Origin of the sequence: Providencia sp. PROV255 (assembly GCF_028478065.1) — a bacterium.
In the GTDB taxonomy this organism is placed as follows: Bacteria; Pseudomonadota; Gammaproteobacteria; order Enterobacterales; family Enterobacteriaceae; genus Providencia; species Providencia rettgeri.
The window spans coordinates 301,981-324,224 of sequence record NZ_JAMPMI010000010.1 but is presented as its reverse complement, the minus strand read 5'-3'; the positions used below and the strand labels follow the sequence as shown (position 1 = coordinate 324,224).

At 38.7% G+C, this 22,244-nt stretch carries 20 protein-coding genes, 1 tRNA gene and 1 pseudogene; 12 read left to right on the top strand and 10 right to left on the bottom strand.

Annotated elements, in window-relative coordinates; genetic code table 11:
* Nucleotides 1–7: 7 nt before the first annotated feature.
* The 3 genes from PR725_RS12995 to hemW are packed head-to-tail and all read left to right on the top strand — an operon-like array spanning nucleotide 8 to nucleotide 2,334.
* Nucleotides 8–592, top strand: coding sequence for a YggT family protein (locus PR725_RS12995; protein WP_042851654.1), 585 nt, complete (start codon nucleotides 8–10; stop codon nucleotides 590–592).
* 16 nt (nucleotides 593–608) lie between these two features.
* Complete coding sequence (gene rdgB, locus PR725_RS12990; RefSeq protein ID WP_109911961.1) at nucleotides 609–1,202, top strand: RdgB/HAM1 family non-canonical purine NTP pyrophosphatase; 594 nt, start codon at nucleotides 609–611, stop codon at nucleotides 1,200–1,202.
* On the top strand, nucleotides 1,195–2,334 hold the full coding sequence (gene hemW / locus PR725_RS12985) for a radical SAM family heme chaperone HemW (RefSeq protein WP_004914156.1): 1,140 nt from the start codon (nucleotides 1,195–1,197) through the stop codon (nucleotides 2,332–2,334). The genes rdgB and hemW overlap by 8 nt, the downstream gene beginning before the upstream one ends.
* A 160-nt stretch (nucleotides 2,335–2,494) precedes the next feature.
* On the opposite strand, the gene PR725_RS12980 is transcribed toward hemW, so the two are convergent.
* From PR725_RS12980 to trmB, 5 genes are all read right to left on the bottom strand, one after another.
* The gene (locus PR725_RS12980) at nucleotides 2,495–3,445 is read right to left on the bottom strand and encodes a siderophore ABC transporter substrate-binding protein (protein WP_004914159.1); all 951 of its coding nucleotides are present in this window, start codon (nucleotides 3,443–3,445) and stop codon (nucleotides 2,495–2,497) included.
* A gap of 210 nt (nucleotides 3,446–3,655) precedes the next feature.
* A complete protein-coding gene (locus tag PR725_RS12975; protein ID WP_004914162.1) occupies nucleotides 3,656–4,387 on the bottom strand; it encodes a DUF2884 domain-containing protein in 732 nt (243 codons plus the stop codon).
* A gap of 23 nt (nucleotides 4,388–4,410) precedes the next feature.
* Entirely contained in the window at nucleotides 4,411–5,337 is a 927-nt protein-coding gene (gene glsB / locus PR725_RS12970; protein ID WP_094962054.1) for a glutaminase B, read from the bottom strand.
* A gap of 110 nt (nucleotides 5,338–5,447) precedes the next feature.
* Entirely contained in the window at nucleotides 5,448–5,780 is a 333-nt protein-coding gene (locus PR725_RS12965; RefSeq protein WP_109911960.1) for a YggL family protein, read from the bottom strand.
* Nucleotides 5,780–6,499 (bottom strand): tRNA (guanosine(46)-N7)-methyltransferase TrmB, encoded by a 720-nt coding sequence (trmB, locus tag PR725_RS12960; protein WP_109911959.1) that lies wholly within the window; start codon nucleotides 6,497–6,499, stop codon nucleotides 5,780–5,782. Before trmB ends, PR725_RS12965 begins: the two co-directional genes overlap by 1 nt.
* A 289-nt stretch (nucleotides 6,500–6,788) precedes the next feature.
* Here trmB and mutY point away from each other — a divergent pair, with 289 nt between their 5' ends.
* From mutY to PR725_RS12930, 6 genes and pseudogenes are all read left to right on the top strand, one after another.
* Nucleotides 6,789–7,841 carry an A/G-specific adenine glycosylase gene (gene mutY / locus PR725_RS12955; RefSeq protein ID WP_109911958.1) on the top strand — a complete coding sequence of 351 codons (1,053 nt, stop codon included), beginning with the start codon at nucleotides 6,789–6,791 and terminating at the stop codon, nucleotides 7,839–7,841.
* 10 nt (nucleotides 7,842–7,851) lie between these two features.
* The gene (locus tag PR725_RS12950; protein ID WP_004914180.1) at nucleotides 7,852–8,121 is read left to right on the top strand and encodes an oxidative damage protection protein; all 270 of its coding nucleotides are present in this window, start codon (nucleotides 7,852–7,854) and stop codon (nucleotides 8,119–8,121) included.
* Between the two features lie 54 nt (nucleotides 8,122–8,175).
* Nucleotides 8,176–9,249 carry a membrane-bound lytic murein transglycosylase MltC gene (gene mltC / locus PR725_RS12945; protein WP_109911957.1) on the top strand — a complete coding sequence of 358 codons (1,074 nt, stop codon included), beginning with the start codon at nucleotides 8,176–8,178 and terminating at the stop codon, nucleotides 9,247–9,249.
* 184 nt (nucleotides 9,250–9,433) lie between these two features.
* Nucleotides 9,434–9,509: transfer RNA gene (locus PR725_RS12940), tRNA-Phe, on the top strand.
* Nucleotides 9,510–9,805: 296 nt separating this feature from the next.
* Nucleotides 9,806–10,459: pseudogene (locus tag PR725_RS12935) on the top strand (IS6 family transposase).
* 226 nt (nucleotides 10,460–10,685) lie between these two features.
* A complete protein-coding gene (locus PR725_RS12930) occupies nucleotides 10,686–11,702 on the top strand; it encodes a linear amide C-N hydrolase (RefSeq protein ID WP_004905208.1) in 1,017 nt (338 codons plus the stop codon).
* A 51-nt stretch (nucleotides 11,703–11,753) separates the two neighbouring features.
* Here the strand turns inward: PR725_RS12930 and PR725_RS12925 are convergent, their stop codons facing one another.
* The 5 genes from PR725_RS12925 to PR725_RS12905 all read right to left on the bottom strand — a co-directional run bounded on the left by PR725_RS12925 (nucleotide 11,754) and on the right by PR725_RS12905 (nucleotide 18,971).
* A complete protein-coding gene (locus PR725_RS12925) occupies nucleotides 11,754–13,238 on the bottom strand; it encodes a TolC family protein (RefSeq protein ID WP_442959434.1) in 1,485 nt (494 codons plus the stop codon).
* Nucleotides 13,238–15,106 carry an FUSC family protein gene (locus PR725_RS12920; protein WP_110732244.1) on the bottom strand — a complete coding sequence of 623 codons (1,869 nt, stop codon included), beginning with the start codon at nucleotides 15,104–15,106 and terminating at the stop codon, nucleotides 13,238–13,240. The genes PR725_RS12925 and PR725_RS12920 overlap by 1 nt, the downstream gene beginning before the upstream one ends.
* Complete coding sequence (mdtN, locus tag PR725_RS12915; RefSeq protein ID WP_123382467.1) at nucleotides 15,093–16,133, bottom strand: multidrug transporter subunit MdtN; 1,041 nt, start codon at nucleotides 16,131–16,133, stop codon at nucleotides 15,093–15,095. The genes PR725_RS12920 and mdtN overlap by 14 nt, the downstream gene beginning before the upstream one ends.
* A gap of 3 nt (nucleotides 16,134–16,136) precedes the next feature.
* A complete protein-coding gene (locus PR725_RS12910; protein WP_004905217.1) occupies nucleotides 16,137–16,418 on the bottom strand; it encodes a YtcA family lipoprotein in 282 nt (93 codons plus the stop codon).
* A gap of 333 nt (nucleotides 16,419–16,751) precedes the next feature.
* On the bottom strand, nucleotides 16,752–18,971 hold the full coding sequence (locus tag PR725_RS12905; protein WP_004905219.1) for an extracellular solute-binding protein: 2,220 nt from the start codon (nucleotides 18,969–18,971) through the stop codon (nucleotides 16,752–16,754).
* A gap of 346 nt (nucleotides 18,972–19,317) precedes the next feature.
* On the opposite strand from PR725_RS12905, the gene PR725_RS12900 reads away from it, so the two are divergent.
* From PR725_RS12900 to PR725_RS12890, 3 genes are read left to right on the top strand one after another with little or no spacing between them, the layout of a single operon-like run.
* The gene (locus PR725_RS12900; RefSeq protein WP_004914200.1) at nucleotides 19,318–20,139 is read left to right on the top strand and encodes an MBL fold metallo-hydrolase; all 822 of its coding nucleotides are present in this window, start codon (nucleotides 19,318–19,320) and stop codon (nucleotides 20,137–20,139) included.
* A gap of 14 nt (nucleotides 20,140–20,153) precedes the next feature.
* On the top strand, nucleotides 20,154–21,401 hold the full coding sequence (locus tag PR725_RS12895) for an MFS transporter (protein WP_004914203.1): 1,248 nt from the start codon (nucleotides 20,154–20,156) through the stop codon (nucleotides 21,399–21,401).
* Nucleotides 21,402–21,439: 38 nt separating this feature from the next.
* Nucleotides 21,440–22,153, top strand: coding sequence for an MgtC/SapB family protein (locus PR725_RS12890; protein WP_109911952.1), 714 nt, complete (start codon nucleotides 21,440–21,442; stop codon nucleotides 22,151–22,153).
* Nucleotides 22,154–22,244 lie beyond the last annotated feature (91 nt).

The following is a 22,244-nucleotide window of genomic DNA, read 5'->3' as shown; positions in this document are numbered from 1 at the left end:
ATTCACCATGCAGACCTTAGTATTCGTCGTTACTACCCTGATCCAACTGTATATTTTTGTATTACTACTGCGCGTATGGATGCAGTGGGTACGCGCAGACTTTTATAATCCTTTTTCGAAATTTGTCGTTAAAGCAACACAGCCTATCGTCGCACCATTACGCCGAATCATTCCTTCTTTTGGCGCGATAGATACCGCTTCAGTGGTTGTTGCGTTTGTTTTAGCCATTGCAGCCATTATCTTTGGTATGTGGGCAACAAACTTACTCCCTATTTTAGGTATAAGCATTTTACCTATGGGATTGATTTTATTATTAACCTATACCGGTAAATTAATTTTTTGGATGATTTTAATCCGTGCAATTCTAAGCTGGGTTAGCCAAGGCCGTAACCCAGTAGATTATTTATTATACCAATTAACCGAACCTTTAATGGCGCCAATCCGTCGCATCATTCCTGCTATGGGCGGGTTAGATTTCTCTGCAATGATTGTGATGTTTATTTTAATCGCATTGAATTACCTGCGTGTAGATATCTCACTGATGATTGACCCATCATTGACTGCAATGATGTATTCCATTGGTATTATGTAAAAACGAGTTTTAAATAATGCAAAAAGTTGTTTTAGCCACCGGTAACCCCGGAAAAGTGAATGAGTTAGCTGGCCTACTACGTGATTTTGGGATGGATATCGTCGCACAAACCTCATTAGGCGTTGAGTCCGCAGAAGAAACGGGCTTAACTTTTATTGAAAATGCAATCCTAAAAGCGCGTCATGCAGCAGCACAAACCGGGTTACCCGCAATTGCTGATGATTCAGGAATTTCCGTTGATGCCCTTGGTGGCGCGCCGGGGATTTACTCTGCCCGCTACGCAGGTGAAGAAGCAACAGACGAGCAAAACCTAGTTAAGCTATTAGAAGCAATGAAAAATGTGCCTGACGACCAACGTCAGGCTCAATTCAACTGTGTGTTAGTTTATTTGCGGCATGCAGAAGACCCTACGCCATTAGTATTCCATGGCCGTTGGCACGGTATCATCACCCGTGAACGCAAAGGCCAAGGCGGCTTTGGTTATGACCCCATATTCTATGTTCCTGAATTAGGTTGTACCTCAGCAGAGCTAACAAAAGCGGAAAAGCAAGCCGTTTCACATCGTGGAAAAGCACTCACAATGATGTTGGATGCGCTAAAGAATGCTTAAATTACCCCCGCTGAGCCTGTATATCCATATCCCTTGGTGTGTACAAAAGTGCCCTTATTGTGACTTCAACTCACACACACTTAAAGGTGAGATCCCTCAGCAAGAATATGTGGCACACTTATTGGCCGATTTAGACACCGATGCAAAATTAGTTGCAGGACGTTCGGTGAAAACTATTTTTATTGGGGGCGGAACACCCAGTTTATTAAGTGCTGAGTCAATGCAAGCTTTAATGGATGGCGTACGTCAGCGAGTTGATTTAGACCCACATGCAGAAGTTACCATGGAAGCAAACCCTGGTACTGTTGAAGCTGGTCGTTTTGCAGGTTACCAAGCCGCAGGAATTAATCGTATTTCTATTGGCGTACAAAGCTTCGGTAACGATAAACTAATCACTTTAGGGCGTATTCATGGCGCTGATGAAGCGAAGCGTGCTGCTCAGTTAGCCGCTAATCTTAATTTAAGAAGCTTTAACCTCGATTTAATGCATGGGTTACCCGCGCAAACTCAGGTTGAAGGTTTATCAGACCTGCGCCAAGCTATTGAACTTGCCCCTCCGCACCTGTCTTGGTACCAACTCACTATTGAACCTAACACTCAATTTGGCTCACGCCCTCCGGTATTACCCGATGACGATACACTGTGGGATATTTACACTGAAGGCCATAAATTATTGAGTGCGGCAGGTTACCAGCAATATGAAACATCCGCCTATGCTAAACCCGGTTACCAATGCCAACACAACCTCAATTACTGGCGCTTTGGTGACTATTTAGGTATCGGTTGCGGCGCTCATGGAAAAATTTCTTTTGAAGATGGTCAAATTTTACGAACCGTAAAAACAAAACATCCTCGAGGTTATATGGAGGGCCGTTATATGCACCAATCCTATGACGTTGGCGCTTCCGATAGACCATTTGAATACTTCATGAACCGCTTTCGCCTTCTTGAAGCCATGCCACGCGCTGAATTTACCCAATATACAGGGTTACCAGAATCGACAGTTAGAGCGGCTATTGATGAAGCTTTAGCTAAAGGCTATATCACAGAAACCGTGAATGAATGGCAGATTACAGAGCATGGAAAGTTGTTTCTCAATTCGCTATTAGAGCTATTTTTAGGTGAAGAATAGCGGCTATTCGGTTCATTTATAAATTACTTCACTGATAAATTAGATGAAAGCCCACTTCAAACGAAGTGGGCTTTTGTTTAGAGATAAAAATGAAATAGACAAGAATAACAATTGAGGTAATACATATTGCCACCATCAATAAGACAGTGGCAGATATCTGTTATAGAGCATTCACCACCGCATTAACTTGCTCTGTTAAGCTAACTAAACCGCCACCTGACAAGTACCATAAGTCAGATTGCAGGTAAGTAATTTTGCCATCTTTATAAGCTTTGGTTTCTTGAATATTGCTATCTTCAAATACTGTTTTATCCAATTTACCTGCACCAATCGCTTCGCTACGGTCAACAATCAGGATCACATCTGGGTTAGCTTGAGCAATAGTTTTGGTATCCACAACACGGCGTTTTGCTTTATCTGCACTTTCATCAACCGGTAGGTCAGCGCGTTTTGCTTTCACAACGTTGTAAACAACGGCTTGGCTATTTGGAATTAATTTGCCGTCATTATGCATCAATACTAAAACTTTTTTATTGGAATCAGCCGCTTTCTTCTGGGCGTCTGCGATGACTTTATCTAATTGGACTAACTGCTCATCAACCGCTTTTTGGTTACCGTAGAGCTCACCAATCACACTAATATTGGCTTTTACAGAATCAATATAGTGTTTGCTATCAGAGCCTAAATTGATAGTGGGTGCAATTTTTGATAACTCATCATAAGACTTACCTTGACGACCTGTGATCACAATCAGATCAGGTTTTAATTGTGCGATTTTGGCTAAATCAGGTTGTTTCATTCCACCTGCGTTTTCCATTGATGCAGGAATACTGCCTTTTATATAAGCAGGAGCATTGCCAGTTGGTAGTGCAACAACCTTGTCACCTAAGCCGAGTTTTTGCATTGAGTCATAAACACCGAAATCAAACAGAACCACTTTTTGTGGTTTTTTCATGACTTCAGTTTCACCTGATAGGTGTTTGATCGTCACTTTTTCAACGCCTTGTGCTGTAACCGCATTTGGAGTGAAAGTGGTAGATTCAGCGCTAAGAGCAAAAGGCGCAGAGAATGACAACACAGAAACAAGCAGAGCAGGAATGAATTTTTTCATTTAAATGATCCCAATTTAGTCATTAAGCCAAACCCGCATTGTAAAGTGAGTGGCTTAGATGTCAATCAAATAAGAATCAATTTCATTTTCATTCCCATTAATGGAGTTAATATCACACAAATTGATGATAACGATAATATAGATAAATAAAAAACAGTAATGTACAAAAATACACTACTGTTCATAAAGTTATTATTGATTTTAAATCGATCAGTGACTTTTGATTGAATTAAGTAATGAGACGCGTTGTTGCTCTATTGAAGTCACTTTAGAACAAACTTGTTGGCCGAATTGCTGGAAGCTTTTCTCTTGTTTTTTCCATTCAGATTCAAGTTCTTGTTGTAACCCGCCTAAGTTGCCTAGCATACCTTGTAACGCTTTATTGGCATCACCACCCGATAATAATTGCTTACGCCCCATCTCATTAATGCTGTCTTGTAAAATACCGCCTAAGCTTTCATTGACTAACTCGCGCCCTTTCGTTTCAACAGTTTTCATGGCTTTATGGTGAAACACATAACCATTGGGACGAGTCTCAATAATTTGGTTGATTTGCCCATTAAGATCTTTTTCTAATTTTGTTAACCGGTTACGGATATTGCTGTCACTACCAACCACTTTAACGACAACTTTGTCTATCGTTTCCCTTGAAGTTGATAATTTTTTTTCTGATTCTTGTTTTATCCAAGGTAAATCCTGACGAATATCGGCTTGGTAACGAATAGCTTGCTGCTTTTGCGCCTCTGTTGCAGCCACATTTTTACCGTTAAGTGTGATTTCACCGTTTGGCGTAATTTTTAAATCACCACTCGCACCAATGACTTGCACACTTTCGGGTGTCATAAAGATGTCATCCTTTGGTGTTACAGAACAGTTATAATCTGCAGCTTGGCTCGTCGCACAAGCAAGGAGTGAAAATGCAATTAATGTACGGCGTAACATAAAATCTCCTAGTAGAGCATTAATTAAAAAACAGAACGCCCAATTCGTTTCGATAATAACTCTAAAGCCGCACATCCGACTAAAGAGTTCCCCGCCGAGTCTAGCTCAGGTGACCAAACCGCGACCGTAAATTGGTTTGGTACTACGCAGACAATACCCCCTCCAACGCCAGACTTACCGGGCATTCCTATCCGAAATGCAAACTCACCAGAGCCGTCATACATACCACAAGTCATCATTAATGCATTGATTTGTCTTGATTGCAGCGGTGTGATGATGGGGTCAATAGAGCAAGATGACATTCCTTGCGATGTTAAATAAGAAAAACATCTCGCTAATTCAACACAGTTCATACTTAGAGAGCAATAATGAAAATAAGTTTCGAGAACTGTTAAAACATCATTTTCAAAATTCCCAAAAGATTTCATAAGATAAGCAATGGCCGCATTACGGCTGGCGTGTTCCAGTTCTGAGCGAGCGACAACTGTGTCATAGCTAATATCCGGTTCGCAAGACAACTTCCGGACAAACTCCAACATACGCTGTTTTGGTGCGCTAAGGCGTGATTGCAGCATATCAGCGATAACAATGGCTCCCGCATTAATAAACGGGTTTCGAGGTATCCCCTTTTCCATTTCAATTTGAATTAGCGAATTAAATGGTAGCCCGGAGGGTTCTTTACCTACTCGGCTCCAAATTTCCTCTTCCTCATAACGCGTCATTGCAAGCGTAAGGCTTAATACTTTTGAAATAGATTGAATTGAAAAGCGTTGATATGCATCCCCTGCGGTAAAAATATCACCATCGATTGTGGATACAGCAATACCTAAATGGTGGGAAGGCACACAACCTAAAGCAGGAATGTAATTTGCAACACAACCTTGCCCAATCAGTGGGCGAACTTGGTCTAGGATATCGTTGAGTAGCTGGTTAGAAAACATGGCGCTCAAAACGTTGACTCCAGATAGTATTTGCAACAGAAAATAAAGGCACCCAATTTTTGGATGCCTCTTCAAGCGACTGAAAGTTCAGTTTATTTATTGAGGTTGACTCAATAAAATTATTCTTCCCACCAAACATCAAAAAGCTCAGAAACGACGACGTCATTCATACCTTTTGATTTTAACCAGTTTTCAACAATTTGACGGTGCTCTTCGGTACATTTGCCAATTTTTTGTAGGCAAACGATCCCTTCCCAGCTCATATAGCCACTTGCTTCAAATGCTAAACCATTCGGTTCAATCGCTTCTGCAATCAGTTGGTCAACGGTGCTGTCAACTTCCTCAATCGGCGTACCTTCTTTAAAGCTCCACTTAACGGTAAAGCCTAACTCTTGGAACTCATCCAAGCGTAATTTTTTACGTAAACGACGACTACGTTGTTGTTTAGCCATTATTTGATCCTCTCAAACATTAAATCCCATACACCGTGCCCTAACCGCTGGCCGCGCTTTTCAAATTTTGTTTCTGGTCTTGTTTCTGGACGAGGAACGTAATCACCTGATGGCGATAAGTTTTTATACCCTTCGACACTCGTCATCACTTCAAGCATGTGCTCTGCATAAGGCTGCCAATCCGTTGCCATATGGAAAACACCACCGATAGCTAGTTTACTACGAATTTTTTCTGCAAACGGAACTTGCACAATACGGCGCTTATTGTGTTTCGCTTTATGCCATGGGTCAGGGAAAAATAACTGAACCATTTCAAGGCTTCCATTTGGGATCATGCAGTCTAAAACTTCTATTGCATCATGGCACATCACCCGTAAATTGGTGACATTTTCTTCTTTTGCTGATGCTAAACATGCGCCAACACCGGGAGCATGAACTTCGATACCTAAAAAGTTTTTATCTGCATTTTGAGATGCCATGGTCACCAATGAGGCGCCCATCCCAAACCCAATTTCCAAGGTAACTGGATTTGAGTTATTAAATACTTTGGCAAAATCAAAAGGCTCATTGATAAAATCGATGCCTTTTTCTGCCCATTCTTTTTCTAATGCGTCTTCCTGACGTTTTGTCAGACGCCCTTGACGGCGGACAAAACTACGGACTCGGCGCATAACCCGCCCATCTTCATTATATTCGGGGGAGATAACATTATTGATCATAATAAAGGTTCTAAAATGAATGCCCAATTAAGTTAGTGTGCCAACAATCAAGTTTATAAGGTGATTGGTTACCAAATTTATCAATTTACAGCCCTAAATGCCCAAGTTACAGTGAGTACCCTTACCCTTGAAGCATGATGGATATCGGAGTTTAGCAAAACTTCCACAAGGATGCAGTTGATAATTAGCTAACTTTACACTAAACAACACAATAGCGGTTTACAGCCCTCTTCGTCTATGTTGCAATTCCTGCCATGACTGGAAATATCAATAAAAAATAAAATTATCAATGGAAGCTCAACAATTTTCATCTGCAGTGCTTGACTGGTATCACAAATACGGTCGTAAAACGTTGCCATGGCAACAGGAAAAATCGTCCTACCATGTTTGGTTATCAGAAGTCATGCTGCAACAAACCCAAGTGAGTACTGTAATCCCCTATTTTGAGAAGTTTATCTCTCGTTTTGAGGATGTTACCGCCCTTGCCAACGCACCTCTTGATGAAGTTTTACACCTATGGACAGGACTCGGCTATTACGCTCGGGCTCGGAACCTCCATAAAGCGGCACAAGTGATCGCGACTCAATATGATGGCTCGTTTCCCACTACATTTGATGAAGTATTAGCGCTACCCGGTGTTGGCCGGTCCACTGCTGGGGCAATTTTGTCTTTATCGCAAAAACAGCATTATCCTATTTTAGATGGTAATGTTAAACGTGTATTAGCTCGAGCTTATGCGGTTGATGGCTGGCCGGGTAAAAAAGAAGTCGAAAATCGCTTGTGGGAAATCAGTACTGATGTCACGCCAAAAGAGGGAGTTGAATTTTTTAACCAAGCGATGATGGACTTAGGTGCGATGGTCTGTACTCGCAGTAAACCAAAATGTGAGCTGTGCCCACTTATTTTTGGTTGCATGGCCTATGCCAATCATTCATGGCAAAACTACCCGGGCAAAAAGCCTAAACAGAAAATTCCTGAAAAAAGTGCTTGGTTTCTAATTATGCAGCACGGTGACAGTGTGTGGTTAGAGCAACGCCCACCATCCGGTATTTGGGGGGGGTTATTTGCCTTCCCACAATTCAATTCTTTAGAGCAACTCAATGATTGGTTGAGAGAATCAGGCCTTGAATATACTCAATTAGAGCAATTAATTTCCTTCCGTCACACATTTAGCCATTTCCATTTAGATATTATCCCTGTAAAAGTTAACATTCAGGCATTTAATTCTGCCATGGATGAAGGCAAAGGACTCTGGTATAACTTACACTTAGGCGCAACTATCGGCCTTGCAGCCCCAGTTGAAAGTTTACTAAAACAGCTCGCCTTACTACCTGATATTTGAGGAAAAATTAATGAGTAGAACCATTTTTTGTACATTTTTACAACGTGATGCAGATGGGCAAGATTTTCAGCTTTACCCAGGTGAGTTAGGAAAACGTATTTTTAACGAGATTTCAAAAGAAGCATGGAGTCAATGGATGGCAAAACAAACTATGCTTATTAATGAAAAGAAACTCAATACCATGAACCCTGACGACCGTAAAATGTTAGAACAAGAAATGATTAATTTCTTGTTTGAAGGCCATGATATCCATATTGATGGCTATACACCTGAAAAATAATCTGTTTGTCTACCTACTAAGTAGGTAGACTTTTGCCCCAAGACTGTGAATCGTATGAAAAAACTATTTGCGCTGAGTTTGTTAATTCCCTTAATTGTTTCTTGTTCTAGCAAGCAAAAATCTGACTTTAACCCTAATTATGTCAAAGATACCAATGGGTTCGATATTTTAATGGGCCAATTTGCCCACAATATTGAAAATATCTGGGGCATTAAAGAAGTGTTAATTGCAGGCCCAAAAGACTACGTTAAATATACCGATGAATACCGAACTCGTAGCCATATTAATTTTGATGCGGGAACCATCACGGTTGAGACAATTTCAGCAATAGAACCTTCACAGCACCTAAAGAAAGCTATTGTCACCACCTTATTAATGGGAGATGACCCTAATTCCATTGACCTCTATTCTGATATTAATGATATTCCTCATAGCAAAGAACCCTTTTTATTTGGCCAAGTGCTAGATAACACAGGAGAAGCTATTCGTTGGGAATGGCGAGCCACAAAGTTTGCTGATTATCTGATAGAAAATAAAATGCAGCGCCGGCAGTCTGGTATGAATATTGTTTGGTCCGTAACTATGCAACTAGTACCAAACCATTTAGATAAACGGGCTCATAAATATTTACCTTATATTAAAAAATCTTCAGCCAAATATGGTGTTGATGAATCATTAATCCTAGCTATCATGCAAATTGAATCGAGTTTCAACCCTTATGCGGTTAGCCGTTCTGATGCACTTGGTTTAATGCAGATAATGCCAAATACAGCAGGGAAAGATGTTTTCCGCTCACAAGGGAAATCCGGTGTTCCTAGCCGTAGCTATTTATTTGACCCAGAGAAAAATATTGATACAGGCACTGCTTACTTAGCTATATTGCAAAACAGCTACTTAGGCGATATTCGTAACCAGACCTCACGCCGCTATGCGGTCATCACTGCCTATAATGGCGGAGCTGGTAGCGTATTACGTGTCTTCCACAGTGATAAAAAACAAGCAGCACAACGTATTAATAATTTAGAGCCTGGAGAAGTGTATGAAACTTTATCCACTAAACACCCAGCGGCTGAGTCACGTAATTATCTTATCAAAGTGAACAAAGCACAGAAAAATTATCTCCGCTAAAATTTTTCCAATATTGCATGCCAGCCAAAATTGGTTTTTAGGCTGGCATTTGTTATTAACCTTAATAATTTTATGTATATTCGATTAAAAACTGGCTAACATGTTGAAAAAAAGCGCATACAGTCAAAAGTTTATTGAAAGCGCCTTGACTCAACCAATGAAATCAGGTTTAATACGCTCCGTTGCCCGGATAGCTCAGTCGGTAGAGCAGGGGATTGAAAATCCCCGTGTCCTTGGTTCGATTCCGAGTCCGGGCACCACTAATTCTCAACAGACGTCAAATGACGTCTGTTTTTGTTTGTAACGCCCGCTAAAATTAACACTCCGCCAAAGTTTCACCTCAACTGAATTCTATTCGACTCTACCCACATCAACCCTACTGTGCAGGTACAATTGCGGGTATACACTAGTTCGATAGAATCTTGTACCCTCTTTATCTGGCACTATTGCAAAATTTAAGTAATAGGTATGCTAAATTAATTATTTTGTTACTGAGAATTGTTTGGTGAATGCATTTAAAGCTCGTCATTTCACAGGTATTATCATCCTTTGAGCTATGCATTGGTACTGCAAATACGGTATCAGTTATCAAGAACGCTTGGAAATGTTGGCTGATGGTGGTGTAAATTTAGTTCACACGACAATCTATCGCTGGATTCAACGTTATGCGCCAAAAATAGAAAAGCGGTTATGTTGGTATAGGTGTAGTCCCTCCGACCTCAACAATTGGCATTTAAACGGAACTTATATCAAAGTGAATGGGAAATGGACGTACCTTTACCGAGCTGTCGATAGCCGAGTGCACAGCATTGAATTTTACCTCTCACCACATCGTAATACCAAAGCTGCCTATCGGTTTTTAAGAAAAATATTCAATCGAGTTAGAAATGGCAAATCCTCAGGGTTATCAATACAGATAAAACCTCACCTTATAGTCGAGCTCTTAACCCTCTAAAAAAAGAAGGAAAATGCCCTACACATGTAGAGCAACGGCAAATCAAATTTCACAATAATGTCATTGAATGCGATCATGGAAAATTGAAGCGCGTGATAAATCCCACCTTAGAATTTAAATCAATTAAAACGGCACATGCGACTATTAAAGGTATTGAGGTAATGCATGCACTTCGCAAGGGTTAAGCTGAACATTTGTTACTATGCTCAACCGCTAAGCGAAATGCACCTAGTGAATCGACTCTTTGGTATGTAGCCCATTTCGAGTTGAAAAATTCAATCTCACCACTTTATTTGCAACAGTGCCCTTAATTGGGATTCTGTTATTATTTTAATGGGTCACCTATTATTGAAAAACAATTTCAATATAAATAATCTTCATTATCAGGTAATATTTATTTAGCTACCTTACGACCCACATTTATTAAAATGAAGTGTAGCCTACAAATTCGCGAATACTTCATAAAACGAGGTTAAATGGAATGTGTACGAGTTTATCAATAACAGATAGCCAAAATAATATTTACCAAGGGCGAACATTAGAATTAACGGAAGACCTGCCCTCTTGGATAACATATTATCCTGCGAATACTTTTTTTCAGAAAAAAGCCCCTAACGGGGAAAATGGTATTAATTATACATCTAAATTCGATATTCTTGCGATAACGACCGAAGTTTATTTTGATGGAGATAACCATAATATATTCCAAGGGTTAAATAGTGCAGGATTAACGTTTAGTGCAAATATGATTTCTGAAGCAGAGCTTACGCCAATTAATCCGGAAAACTATTATTTATCATTGCCTGTTACCGCATTAGGCGAATGGGCTTTATCCCTTTTTAGTCATGTTGATGACGTTAAAAAAGCGGTTGAAAATGGTTACTTTTGGTCCCCTATTCTTGTTAACTTTAGGAATTTAACATCACCATTCCACTATGCTTTTTATGATAAACACGGTGGTAGCATTATTGTTGAAGCCGTAAATGGCAAATTACAGGTTTTTGATAACCCTACTCGTGTCATGACTAATGGGCCTGATTTTCAATGGCATTTAAAAAACCTGAATAATTATACTCAGTTATCAAACCTAGATATATCAACAAGTTTACTGGGTAATATTCGAGTTACTCAACCTGATAGTGGTATTGCAACATCAAATCTACCTTCGTCTGATACATCTGTTGGGCGTTTCATTCGAGCGGTTTTTTATAGTACTTATGCGCCAAAAGTTGACAATGCAAAAGACGCTATGATTACACTCGCTCACATTATGAATAATTTTGACCGTACTAAAAATATGACTGTTGATAATATGGGGGAAGGAGAAGGCACTCAAAATAGTTTACTTTCTGAATATACTGTTTGGAGCTGCTTATCTGATTTATCTAATGGTGTAATATATATTAGAGGTTATGGCGAAATGAATTATAACCAATATTCAATTAGCCAATTTAGTAGTGCAGGAAAACCTGTATTTCAACAACTGGATATTTATTAATTTATAATCGCAGAAGATAAATACTAGGTTATCTTCTGCTATCTCATAAACCTATTTTATCGTAGCGTCTTCATATTTTGGTAAAGCCCTTTCAATTTCACCTAATGCAAAGGCTAAATCCACAGCAGCAATAACTGAACCCGTATAAGAATCAATATGAGCAAGCTCGGCTGTTAATAATGCAATTTCTGCGGCATTAATTTCAGTCACTGTTCCTAAACCATTTTTATAAAAATCAACACTGGCGGTATAACTTAATTGAGTTGTTTCGACTAGGTTTTTCGCCGCTTTATTGGCCTCAACCGCTGATTTTAGTGCATTCTCAGTTAAACTCATCTCTCGAATCGCCATTTCTTGGCTTTTCCGCAAATTCTCTTGGGCAATAAGAATATCCGACTGAGCATTCTTCATACGTGCTTGCCTTATTCCCCCTTCATAAAGCGGAATACTGATACCTATCAAAATATTTGAAGATGAAGAACTTTGGTTGATACCCGGTAGTCCTTGCACATCTAAACGGCTGTTTCCCCCCGCGACTGCCCCCGCTAAATAGACTTTAGGGAAATAGTCGGATTCCACAGATTGGGTCGTTTTCATCGCTGCCAGTGTAAGTTCATAGTTAGCAAGCACATCAGGGCGCTGGGCTAACGCATTTCTGATCCGTTCATGGGTCAACGGTGCGATATTATCAGGCAAAACATCGTTATCATTATATTGAATATTAATTGTTTTCAATGGAGATATACCGATGGTAGAGAGTAATAATTGGTATTGATCTCTTTCTTTCCCTTTAGCTAATACGTTCTGAAACTCTAATTGTGAAACTTGCTGCTTCGCTAATGCAACATCCAGTACGGTTGCTAGCCCACGCGCTTTTTTTTGCTCTACGGCATACAATAAACGCTGGCTTCGCTCCAAAGCTTCATAAGTTATTTTTGTTTTTTTCTGTGCTGCACCATAAGCATAATAAGCAATGGTTACATCATGAATAATTTTTTGGTGAAGTAAATTAAAGTTAAGGTCAGAAGCTAAAGATGCATGTTTGGCTGCATCAGTTAATGCTCCTCGCTGACCAAAATCAAACAATAGCCATTGAAACGTTATCGCAGGGATAAAAACATGGTTAGAAACATCAATTTTATCGACTAAATCATTATGTGGTAACTTCAATGTTCCACGTTGATAGCCACTTAATGCTGTTGCAGTTATAACGGGTAAATAGGTACTTTCAACCATTCCCACATTGGTTGCGGCTTTTTTAGCAAGCTCCCAAGCAATACGTGTTTCAGGATTATTTTTTTGTGCAACATCGATAAGGCTTGCTAGGTCATATTGATCTTTAAATACTTCGTTATGTTCAGCATATAAATTCTCTTCAGGGGAAGAGATATATGTGTCAGTTTCATATTGTAAAGGCTGCGGCGCTTTATCCATAAATGAACGGCTCGTATCGACACAACCGACAAGAAAAATGCTGAATATCGAGATGAGTAAATATCGTTTTTTGTCGTATCTCATTGATTGGGTCATTATCATTACTTCTCGCTCACTAGTTCTTTAATGACTTGCTCTTTTTCTTGAGCCGATAAAGTTGAAGGTATCGTATTTAAGACATCATATTTCAAATCACTGGCAGATTTTAAATTTGTATTCGAATCAAAATGATCTTTATGATTAAAAGGAATAAATTCAGACGAATAATTTTGGTAACTATCTACTGAAACCTTGGTTAAGAATTGGTTTAAGAAATGAGTTAAAGCCCCCCCTTTATCTTTAAAGTGGGTTTCGAACATCAATAAATTAATATCATCTTTTGTTTTAATAACGCCCTCATTGATTGCAGCAACCAAACTGAGAGCCTCGACATTGTTATCATAAGATTTTAATTTAAGTGCCGCATAACTATCTAGAATATTTCTAATTTGAGAGTTAACTGTAGTCATGATAGAGACCGGCCACACTTTAGTGAACATAATGTACATGACAACATTACCTAATAGGATACCGAGGATCCTATCGGAAGCAACATCCAGATCATAGCTCGGTTTAAAACCATGAAGAACGGTTAATAAAAATGCCAGCCCAACTTGGACTCCTGCATAGGATATACGCTCATTACCCGCAGCCACCCATGCAGCAGGCAAGATACAGAAAAAGATGAGTATCATTAGGCTAAAAATATCGGATAAATGAGGGATAATATACACAATCGAAATAACCCCGATTAATGCACCAATTAAACACCCTATAATACGCAGCGTTAGCTTATGTACTGTTTCACCAACAGAAGTCAATGCAACAACGTAGCAAGTGATCATCGCTGTGTGGATCCCCTGCCATTCAAAATAGTCATAAAAAACATAGCATATTAGTGCAGCACAGGTTGTTTTGATGGCGAAATATTTATGGTTTGGATTTGTAAAAGCGTCTTTAACAAAAAAGGGATTTTTAGCTTTAGGGTCACTCCCCACTTTCTTCTTAAATAGAATATCTTGAAAATCAGCCAGTATTTTCTGGTTTTCAAGGTAACTATTTTTTTCGCTTTTTAGCGTTTCCAATTGTTCAATTTGGTTTTTTTCCAAACACTGCGCAATAAATTGACATTTTTCCGCAAGTAATAGACGAATTTCAGCAGAAGTATCATCGGGTAAATTTAAGGACATGATCAGTATTTCATACGAATTATCAACCATGCTATCTAGCCACTGGATTTCCCTTTTTCCTTTTAGAAAAAAGAGTTTGATGAGCATTAGGTTCCGTTTACATTCAGCCTGCGTACTTAAAGCTTCACTAATTTGAATTGAATACGGCATTTTCCCTAAAAAAAATTGGTTTGCAGCCAAAAAACGCTCAGCTAGCTTATTCATTAATAATTTTTTAGGGCTAATCCCAAAAAAGTAATTAAAGATAACCACCAATAACATGGGGGATACAGCCATTAATAGTGCGTATAAAAGCCCTCTTGTTGCGGCATCGCCAAAAGGAACATCATCAATCAATGTCATTAGAAATGCAATTACAAGGGCAATTAAGTTACCGACATCACCAAGGCTGCTCGCTGAAGACAAATACATAAATAACCCTGAGAAAAGGGCCATAAAGAAAAAGCGCAACATCACATTTTGAATCGTAAAGTTAAACAATATAAAGATTACACAGACCGCTATACTGCATAGCACTATGACACCAATACATAACAGAATATTTTCAATCGCATTGGCTTTAACAAGGTAGATAATTAAATAGCAGCTAATCGCCGATTCTGGAATTTCGTATAACATCGCAATGCCAGCCATTAATGCGCACAGTAAAGCAATCCGCCATGTTGTCGCGAAACGAAAATTAAATGGCAACAAATCTTGTTTTATTTGTTGAAGAACCAGTAAAGCTTTAGCAGTCATCATCTTGGGATACAATATTAACAGTGGCAGTCGCACCAACACGCATCAGATTTTTCGGTGGATTTTCTAAAATTACTCTCACAGGAAAACGTTGTTCAACACGCACCCAATTTAAAGACTTGGGGACATAAGGTAAGTCTCGAGGTATATTCAACAGATCAGTAGACATTACTCCCCAACCTGCACCTTGTACTCGGCCTTTAATAGGTTGTTTGTTATTAATCATTGAATAAACAACTGCACAGCTGCCCATTTGGATGTTATCTAACTCTGTTTCTTTAAAGTATGCGGACACAAACCATGTCTCTGTATCAATTAAGGTAAAAACAGATTGCCCTGAAAGGACAAACTCACCCGCTGATATCGTTAGTCCAACAATATACCCATCACTCGGTGCCTTAATTTCCGTGTTACCCAATTCCCACTCAGCCATGGCGAGTGATATTTTTAATGACTCAACAAGTGCTTCTTCAGATTTGGTGTTATTAATTAATGCTTCTGATGCCACATTTTGTTTTTGAGCTTGTTTTAAGCTGACTTCTGCATCACGTTTTAAGGTTCGGGCGTCATCCACTTGTTGGGCGGTAACAAAACCTTTCGCCAACAATGGCTCTAAACGTTTTAAAGACTGGGTTGCCAGTGCAAGGTTAACTTGTGCACGTTTTATTTGCTCTTCAGCCACTTCAGAATTTGATGTTTCAGCGACAATAATTCTCTTCTTATTGCTTAACGCCGCTTCTGCAACAAGTAACTCGGCTTTAGCTTGGTTCACTCGTAGAGCATACATAGTCGGGTCAATGGTAAATAATCGATCGCCTTTTTTGACTTCCTGATTTTCTTTAACATAAAACTGGCTTATCCGTCCCGGAACGACAGAAGAAATGTTAATTTTATTGGCCTCAATCACGGCCTCTTCACTTAGTGGATTCAGAATCGATGATTGCAGGCTTTTCCATAGTAATAGTAATAAAGCCGCAAATATGCCGATTGTGAGAATGACGGCTATCTTTTTTTTATTTTTTATATTCATAATTTAATGAGAAAAATAAAGTAAGGATATGGTAATAGAGATTGTCAACAAGACACCAAAGTAAAACATCAGAGGAAAAGGTAACTTATCATCAATTTCTAAATAAACGAGAACAACACGCAATAATATAGCGCCAACCAATCCAATTAAGACACATAGCATCCAATAAGGGAAATAAGCGCCTAACATGGGGAATAATGGGGAATGTCCTTGGTTGCATCCCATTAACAATAAGGATAGCAGGCTAACGCTGATAATATGGCGATATTTTCTAATTAAGCTCAAGATAACTCACCTATCATATTATGATTAATTAACTTATTAATTAATCACTACTATAACTCTTTTTAAATAATAATCGAATAATAAATCGAAAGTTTATTAAACCTATAAAATGAAATGAAATAAAAAATGAATTAAAGATACATAAACCAGCCACTAAATGCCGAGAACCCTCCCAAGAGGGCAATTGAGGGTTACTTCAAAAGCTATTTTTGCTTTATACCTACCGGTAAAAATGACTAAACAAAACGCCCTGTATCGCAACTAGCTTATGCGGATAACACTGAAAGTTAGTAACAGCTTATCATTTGTTTATCCGCTTATTTAAAATACCAATTAACCCGTTATTTGCCTCTCACCTTGCGTATCAACCAATAAGCGCTGGTTAATATACTCAATCGCCTCATCTATAGTCATGATTTTATTCACAACATTAGTAATTCCTTGCCCAATAATGACTTCAGCTTGGCGCAAATTAAACAACTTACCGTTTGGAATTGAAGATTCACGGATACCTCGATTTATTTCTTGATAAGCCAGTGGCATCCATGGGTAGCGATAGCAAACCTCTTGATTATGGCTGAAATCTTGATGATTACTGTTACCACCCAACAAAATGAGGTGATCCATTACTATTGGTGAATAAAGCCAACGATAAAATTGTTCTGCATAATGTGTTTTTTGGCTATAGCGAGATACCCCTAATGCCCCACCCCCCAATTGAGGGACTCCCCCTGGTACAGGGGCAAAACCAATTTTAGGGAAAATATTACTGTGAGCAACATCGTTAAATAGGTTCATATAAGCAATCAGCATAGCAAGTTTCCCTTGCTCAAATTGTTCGACTGATTCGCTCCACCATTTATTATGAATATTTTCTGTAATAGAAACCTGGTGGAGGTATTCATCTAATACCTGACCCGCTAATGGCATTTCTAATCTAGGAATATTACCATTACTTATTAACTTTCCTCCTGCCGCGTAATACCTTAATAAGTACTCAGTGGCAATTAACCCCGCACTGCCTAACGTCGTTGATGCACCGATAGGCCGTAAAAACTCACCTTCTTCATGTAGCTCTGTAAAAAATTGGGTTACCTGATCGTATTCATCAAAAGAAGTCGGTACTGTTAGTTCTTGTCCTGTTTTCTCGTAATACATTCTTTTTAAAATAGGATCTTCAAAGAGATCTTTACGATAAAATAACATTTGTGCACTGGCATCAAATGGCATTGCATAAGCAGTATCATTCACCAAACTAAATTTTTGCTGTGTTGGTAAGGAAAAGTTACTTAATAAATCAGTCACCCCATTCCCGACTTTATCTAACGGTTGCAAGATGCGTTCCGCAAACCAAGGAAAGCAGGCCATATCGATACGTAGTAAATCATAATAAGGATGTAAATGGAGCTGCCCTAAAATTTGGTAAACTTCATCATAAGGATAAACTGCTAAATTAACCTTAATTCCTGTTTGTCGATAAAAATGTGGCAGTAGCTTTTTAAGTGCGTTTGTTGAAGGGCTGGGTAAAATGAGTAAATTTAAGGTTGGATCGGATTTATTGTCAGTAATTATTGCCGATGTTGCCGTATAAAGGTTACCACTTTGATTACGAACGTAGACAGTATTCTTCCCCACCGTTTTCTTTGCGTGATCTTCTCTCATCAGTTCATCGACCACTTCCAACCCTAATTGTGCATAGTTCATTGGGAAACAATGTAACCCTTTTAGTATCGGAGGAATGTTACCACTTAAAGCAAAAATTGCAGGGCAATCACCTTCACTACCAAAAAAACTAGCTTGGGTTAAAAAACTAGCTTTTTCAATGTCTTCAGCAACAAATAAATCGGGTATTTGCTCCTCAGAGAAAAAATCAAAAGCTGCCTTATAAGATTCATCATTAGAAGCACGAATAATAATAAATTTTTTATTCGGGGCCTGCTGTTTAAGGTTATTTTGTAACTCACTGACAAAGGTGGCGTGCTCTAAATCACCATGATCATCGCTAAAAATACCCACTAGCTGGCTTCGACTTGTCGCAATTTGTTGGCAAATGGCATCAGCTGCCTGAGAGTAATCCAATGTGAAAAAATGGTAAGCGTTTACAGGCTGACGATAAATAAAAATAATTTGAGAAGCGGCTAATTTTAAGGTGTCAAAATAGATAGCGGCATCCTGCAAACAACTGACTGCTACGACTTGCTTATAGCCACCAGCGGCAATTTTTTGTAATGCATCGAGTTCTGTCGTCTCCAGATCATCCGTCAAGAATAGATCATAAGTTATCTCTGGATACTGAGCCATAGATTGCCTAAATGAATTAAAAAATATTGCATACTTATCAGACACCAATTGCGGTAAAAGTATTGCTATCTTTTGGCTCTTATTGGTTCTCAATAATTGAGCTTGTGTATTTAACTGGTACCCCATTTGCTTGGCGGCTTTATAGACTGCTTCAATTTTCTCAACACTCACATTCCCCCGCTTATTCAAAACATTAGAAACGGTTCCATGAGAAACACCTGCTAATTTTGCGATATCCTTGATTGTTGCCATTTGTCTTTTTCACCTTGATTATTGCTGCCAATAGCATACCTGAATTATTCATCGCGACTACCGATAATTGATTTGAACGTTCCACTCTCAATTAGTTTATAAAACAAACGAATAAAATAAAGATTACTTTTCTTGCCTTTCTTTTGCAGGGCAATATTAAACAATAATAAAATCAATGATATAAAAAATAATCTTTGAATGAGATCACTGATCTAAATAACATTTATTGGCAATAACAACCCCCAGCATTACTATTGGAACGTTCAAATTGATTTATTTTTTGTTTGAACACCAACACCAGGGATCAAAAATTCCAAAATAAAACTATAAAATACAGGTAATTATTATGAAACTTCACTTTTTAGGCACCGCGGCTTCTGAAGGCATACCAAATCCTTTCTGCCGCTGTGAGCACTGCCAAAAAGCAAGAGAGCTTGGAGGAAAAGATATTAGAACCCATTCTTCCGCCATTGTGGATGATCTTATGTTGATCGATGTTTCCCCGACATTTAGCTATCAGTTAATGCGTGACGGAATGGATGCAACTAAGTTTGAAAGCTTACTATTTACCCATACTCATCCTGACCATTTTAATGTCGGCGATTTATTCAGCCGCATGGAAGGTTATGGTTTTGAAATTCACCATCCATTACATATTTTTGGTAATGACCGAGCAATTAATGGCTGCCTTGACGTTCTACCCGGCTACAGTAAAGAGCGTTTCGATTTCCACTGTTTAATCCCTTTTGTCACCGTCGAAAGGAACGGTTATAAAATTACGCCATTACTTGCAAACCATGCTAAATGGGAACTTTGCTATGTCTATCATATTGAAAAGAATGGAAAAACAATTTTTTATGGACATGATTCAGGTTGGTTCCCTGAATTAACCTGGAAATGGTTAGAAAATAAACAACTTGATATTGTCGTATTTGAATGCACTTACGGGCTCAATGGGAAAAATCGTACAGATAATCACATGAGCCTAGAAACCGTCTTTGCAGCTAAAGAAAAACTGCAGCAACAAGGCTGCCTGCATTCAGAAACTCAAATTGCTGTTTCACATATTTCCCATAGTGGCAAATTACTTCATGATGAATTAGAAGCGGTTTGTGCACCTTATAATATCCGTGTTGCTTATGACGGATTAACGCTAGAAGCATATTAAGAGGAAAACTAATCATGGATATGAAAATAACCTCTCGCTTACTGATCATGATGTTTGTGCAATATTTCATGCAAGGCGCATGGAATATGACAATGGGACTTGTGTTAAGTACTTATGGGATGGCAAACATCATTGGTAATGCTTACGCTTTATTAGGTGTAGCAACCATTATTTCCCCTTTATTCATTGGTATGGTTGCTGACCGTTTCTTTGCTTCACAAAAAGTAATGGGAACACTGCATTTAATTAATGCAGCCGTTATTCTATGTGTTCCTCAATTTATTGAGGCACAAAATAGCGGCATGACCCTGTTTATGATTTTTATTATTGGTCTACTATTTTATCCAACAACTGCGCTTTCTAATAGCATCAGCTTCTCTCATATTAATGGTGTGAAATATTTCCCTATTATTCGTGTATTTGGCACATTCGGTTTTATGGCTATCGGATTTATATTAGGGGAAATGGGCTTCTCGGGTAGTACCATGACTTGGTATATCGCATCCGCTGTTGCTGTATTACTAGGTTTCTACTGCTTTACTTTGCCAAATACACCACCAAAAGCGAAAGGTAAACCTTTCTCCGCTAGAGATATTCTATGTTTAGATGCACTTTCATTATTTAAAGACCGTTATTTCGCTATCTTAATGTTTAGTATCTTTGTATTAATGATACCGAAAACAGCTTACTCCGCTTATATCCCTGTATTTATTAAAACACTTGGATTCGATAATGCAGCATCTATCATGCAAATTGGTATTGCATGTGAAGTCCTATTTATGTTTGTGCTGTCATTCTTCTTAATGAAATTCGGTTTCAAAATCACCTTACTTCTTGGCGCAGTAAGTTGGATTATTCGTTCAATGTTATTTTCCTATGCTGCAGTAGATTCCGGTTTCTACTTCATTATTTTCGGATTGATGCTTCAAGGATTATGCTGGGACTTCTTCTTTACAGCAGGTGATATCTACGTTGACCGTAAAGCAAAACCTGAGATCAGAGCGCAAGCTCAGGGTTTACGCTTTATTGTTTCAAATGGCTTTGGCTTATTATTTGCTTCAACAATTTGTGGTGAAATCTTTAATTCAACTGTCACAGAGACAGGTAGCGCAGCATTACCACAATGGGGAACATTCTGGCATTACCCAGCTATCGTCGCCGCTGTTGTCACCGTTTTCTTTATCTTCTTCTTTAAAGACGATGTGTCTAAAAAGAAAAATGGGGAAAATGAAAAACCAGCAAATCGCGTTACAGCACAATAATAATTAAGGAAAGGGTAAGGTCACGTCAGGAGCAAGCCATGGATTTATTTATACAGTTTGTTGGCACCATTGGCCCTTTATCACTATCAAGTATTGCTAAACTACTAGCCGCCTTCGTTTTAGGCGGCTTAATTGGCTTAGAACGTGAATCAAAGGGAAAACCTGTTGGTTTTAAAACTTGTGTCATTATCGCCGTTGCCAGCTGTTTATTAACCATCGTTTCTATTCAGTCAGCGGAATATTACGCCAATATCTCTGACAATATACGTAGCGACCCAATGAGATTAGCTGCACAAATAATTAGCGGAGTGGGCTTTCTAGGCGCTGGGGTTATATTGCATCGTCGTGATGATGCCATTTCAGGTCTAACAACTGCAGCCATTGTTTGGGCTTCAGCCGGTGTTGGAATTGCCTGTGGTTCAGGGTTCTACTGGCATGCTATCATCGTTACAATCCTTTTTTTCTTAGCAATACAACTCAGTCCTCAAGTTGCTTTATTTCAGATGAGAAACCAAAAACTAGGAAAAATTAAAGTTCGAATGCTATTTACTCATGAAAAAGGTGTTCCTTTGCTTATTGAGTACCTAAAAAGCCACAAAGACTTAATTGAGAATCTCACCATCAGAGATATCAAGAAAGAGCGTGTCGAGGTAAATTTAAAGCTATTAGTACGCCAAAAAATCACTTTACCTGAATTTTACTGCTCCTTAAAACAGTTGGAGTATGTCCACTCTGTTTCTTTAGATCACTAATTCTTTCTTTTTCAAAGTGATATATTTTCGCTAAATAAAATGTGAATTATTTTAATAACCTGTTTATTTTAGCAGGTTATTTATCTATAAA

What these genes read in the sequence shown, in the direction of transcription:
- PR725_RS12890 (WP_109911952.1), top strand. Translation starts at nt 21,440, where the DNA reads ATGGATTTATTTATACAGTTTGTTGGCACCATTGGCCCTTTATCACTA.
- rdgB (WP_109911961.1), top strand. Translation starts at nt 609, where the DNA reads ATGCAAAAAGTTGTTTTAGCCACCGGTAACCCCGGAAAAGTGAATGAG.
- PR725_RS12930 (WP_004905208.1), top strand. Translation starts at nt 10,686, where the DNA reads ATGTGTACGAGTTTATCAATAACAGATAGCCAAAATAATATTTACCAA.
- PR725_RS12905 (WP_004905219.1), bottom strand. Translation starts at nt 18,971, where the DNA reads ATGGCAACAATCAAGGATATCGCAAAATTAGCAGGTGTTTCTCATGGA.
- PR725_RS12950 (WP_004914180.1), top strand. Translation starts at nt 7,852, where the DNA reads ATGAGTAGAACCATTTTTTGTACATTTTTACAACGTGATGCAGATGGG.
- trmB (WP_109911959.1), bottom strand. Translation starts at nt 6,499, where the DNA reads ATGATCAATAATGTTATCTCCCCCGAATATAATGAAGATGGGCGGGTT.
- PR725_RS12920 (WP_110732244.1), bottom strand. Translation starts at nt 15,106, where the DNA reads ATGATGACTGCTAAAGCTTTACTGGTTCTTCAACAAATAAAACAAGAT.
- PR725_RS12900 (WP_004914200.1), top strand. Translation starts at nt 19,318, where the DNA reads ATGAAACTTCACTTTTTAGGCACCGCGGCTTCTGAAGGCATACCAAAT.
- mdtN (WP_123382467.1), bottom strand. Translation starts at nt 16,133, where the DNA reads ATGAATATAAAAAATAAAAAAAAGATAGCCGTCATTCTCACAATCGGC.
- PR725_RS12895 (WP_004914203.1), top strand. Translation starts at nt 20,154, where the DNA reads ATGGATATGAAAATAACCTCTCGCTTACTGATCATGATGTTTGTGCAA.
- mutY (WP_109911958.1), top strand. Translation starts at nt 6,789, where the DNA reads ATGGAAGCTCAACAATTTTCATCTGCAGTGCTTGACTGGTATCACAAA.
- PR725_RS12980 (WP_004914159.1), bottom strand. Translation starts at nt 3,445, where the DNA reads ATGAAAAAATTCATTCCTGCTCTGCTTGTTTCTGTGTTGTCATTCTCT.
- PR725_RS12995 (WP_042851654.1), top strand. Translation starts at nt 8, where the DNA reads ATGCAGACCTTAGTATTCGTCGTTACTACCCTGATCCAACTGTATATT.
- hemW (WP_004914156.1), top strand. Translation starts at nt 1,195, where the DNA reads ATGCTTAAATTACCCCCGCTGAGCCTGTATATCCATATCCCTTGGTGT.
- mltC (WP_109911957.1), top strand. Translation starts at nt 8,176, where the DNA reads ATGAAAAAACTATTTGCGCTGAGTTTGTTAATTCCCTTAATTGTTTCT.
- PR725_RS12975 (WP_004914162.1), bottom strand. Translation starts at nt 4,387, where the DNA reads ATGTTACGCCGTACATTAATTGCATTTTCACTCCTTGCTTGTGCGACG.
- PR725_RS12965 (WP_109911960.1), bottom strand. Translation starts at nt 5,780, where the DNA reads ATGGCTAAACAACAACGTAGTCGTCGTTTACGTAAAAAATTACGCTTG.
- PR725_RS12925 (WP_442959434.1), bottom strand. Translation starts at nt 13,238, where the DNA reads ATGATAATGACCCAATCAATGAGATACGACAAAAAACGATATTTACTC.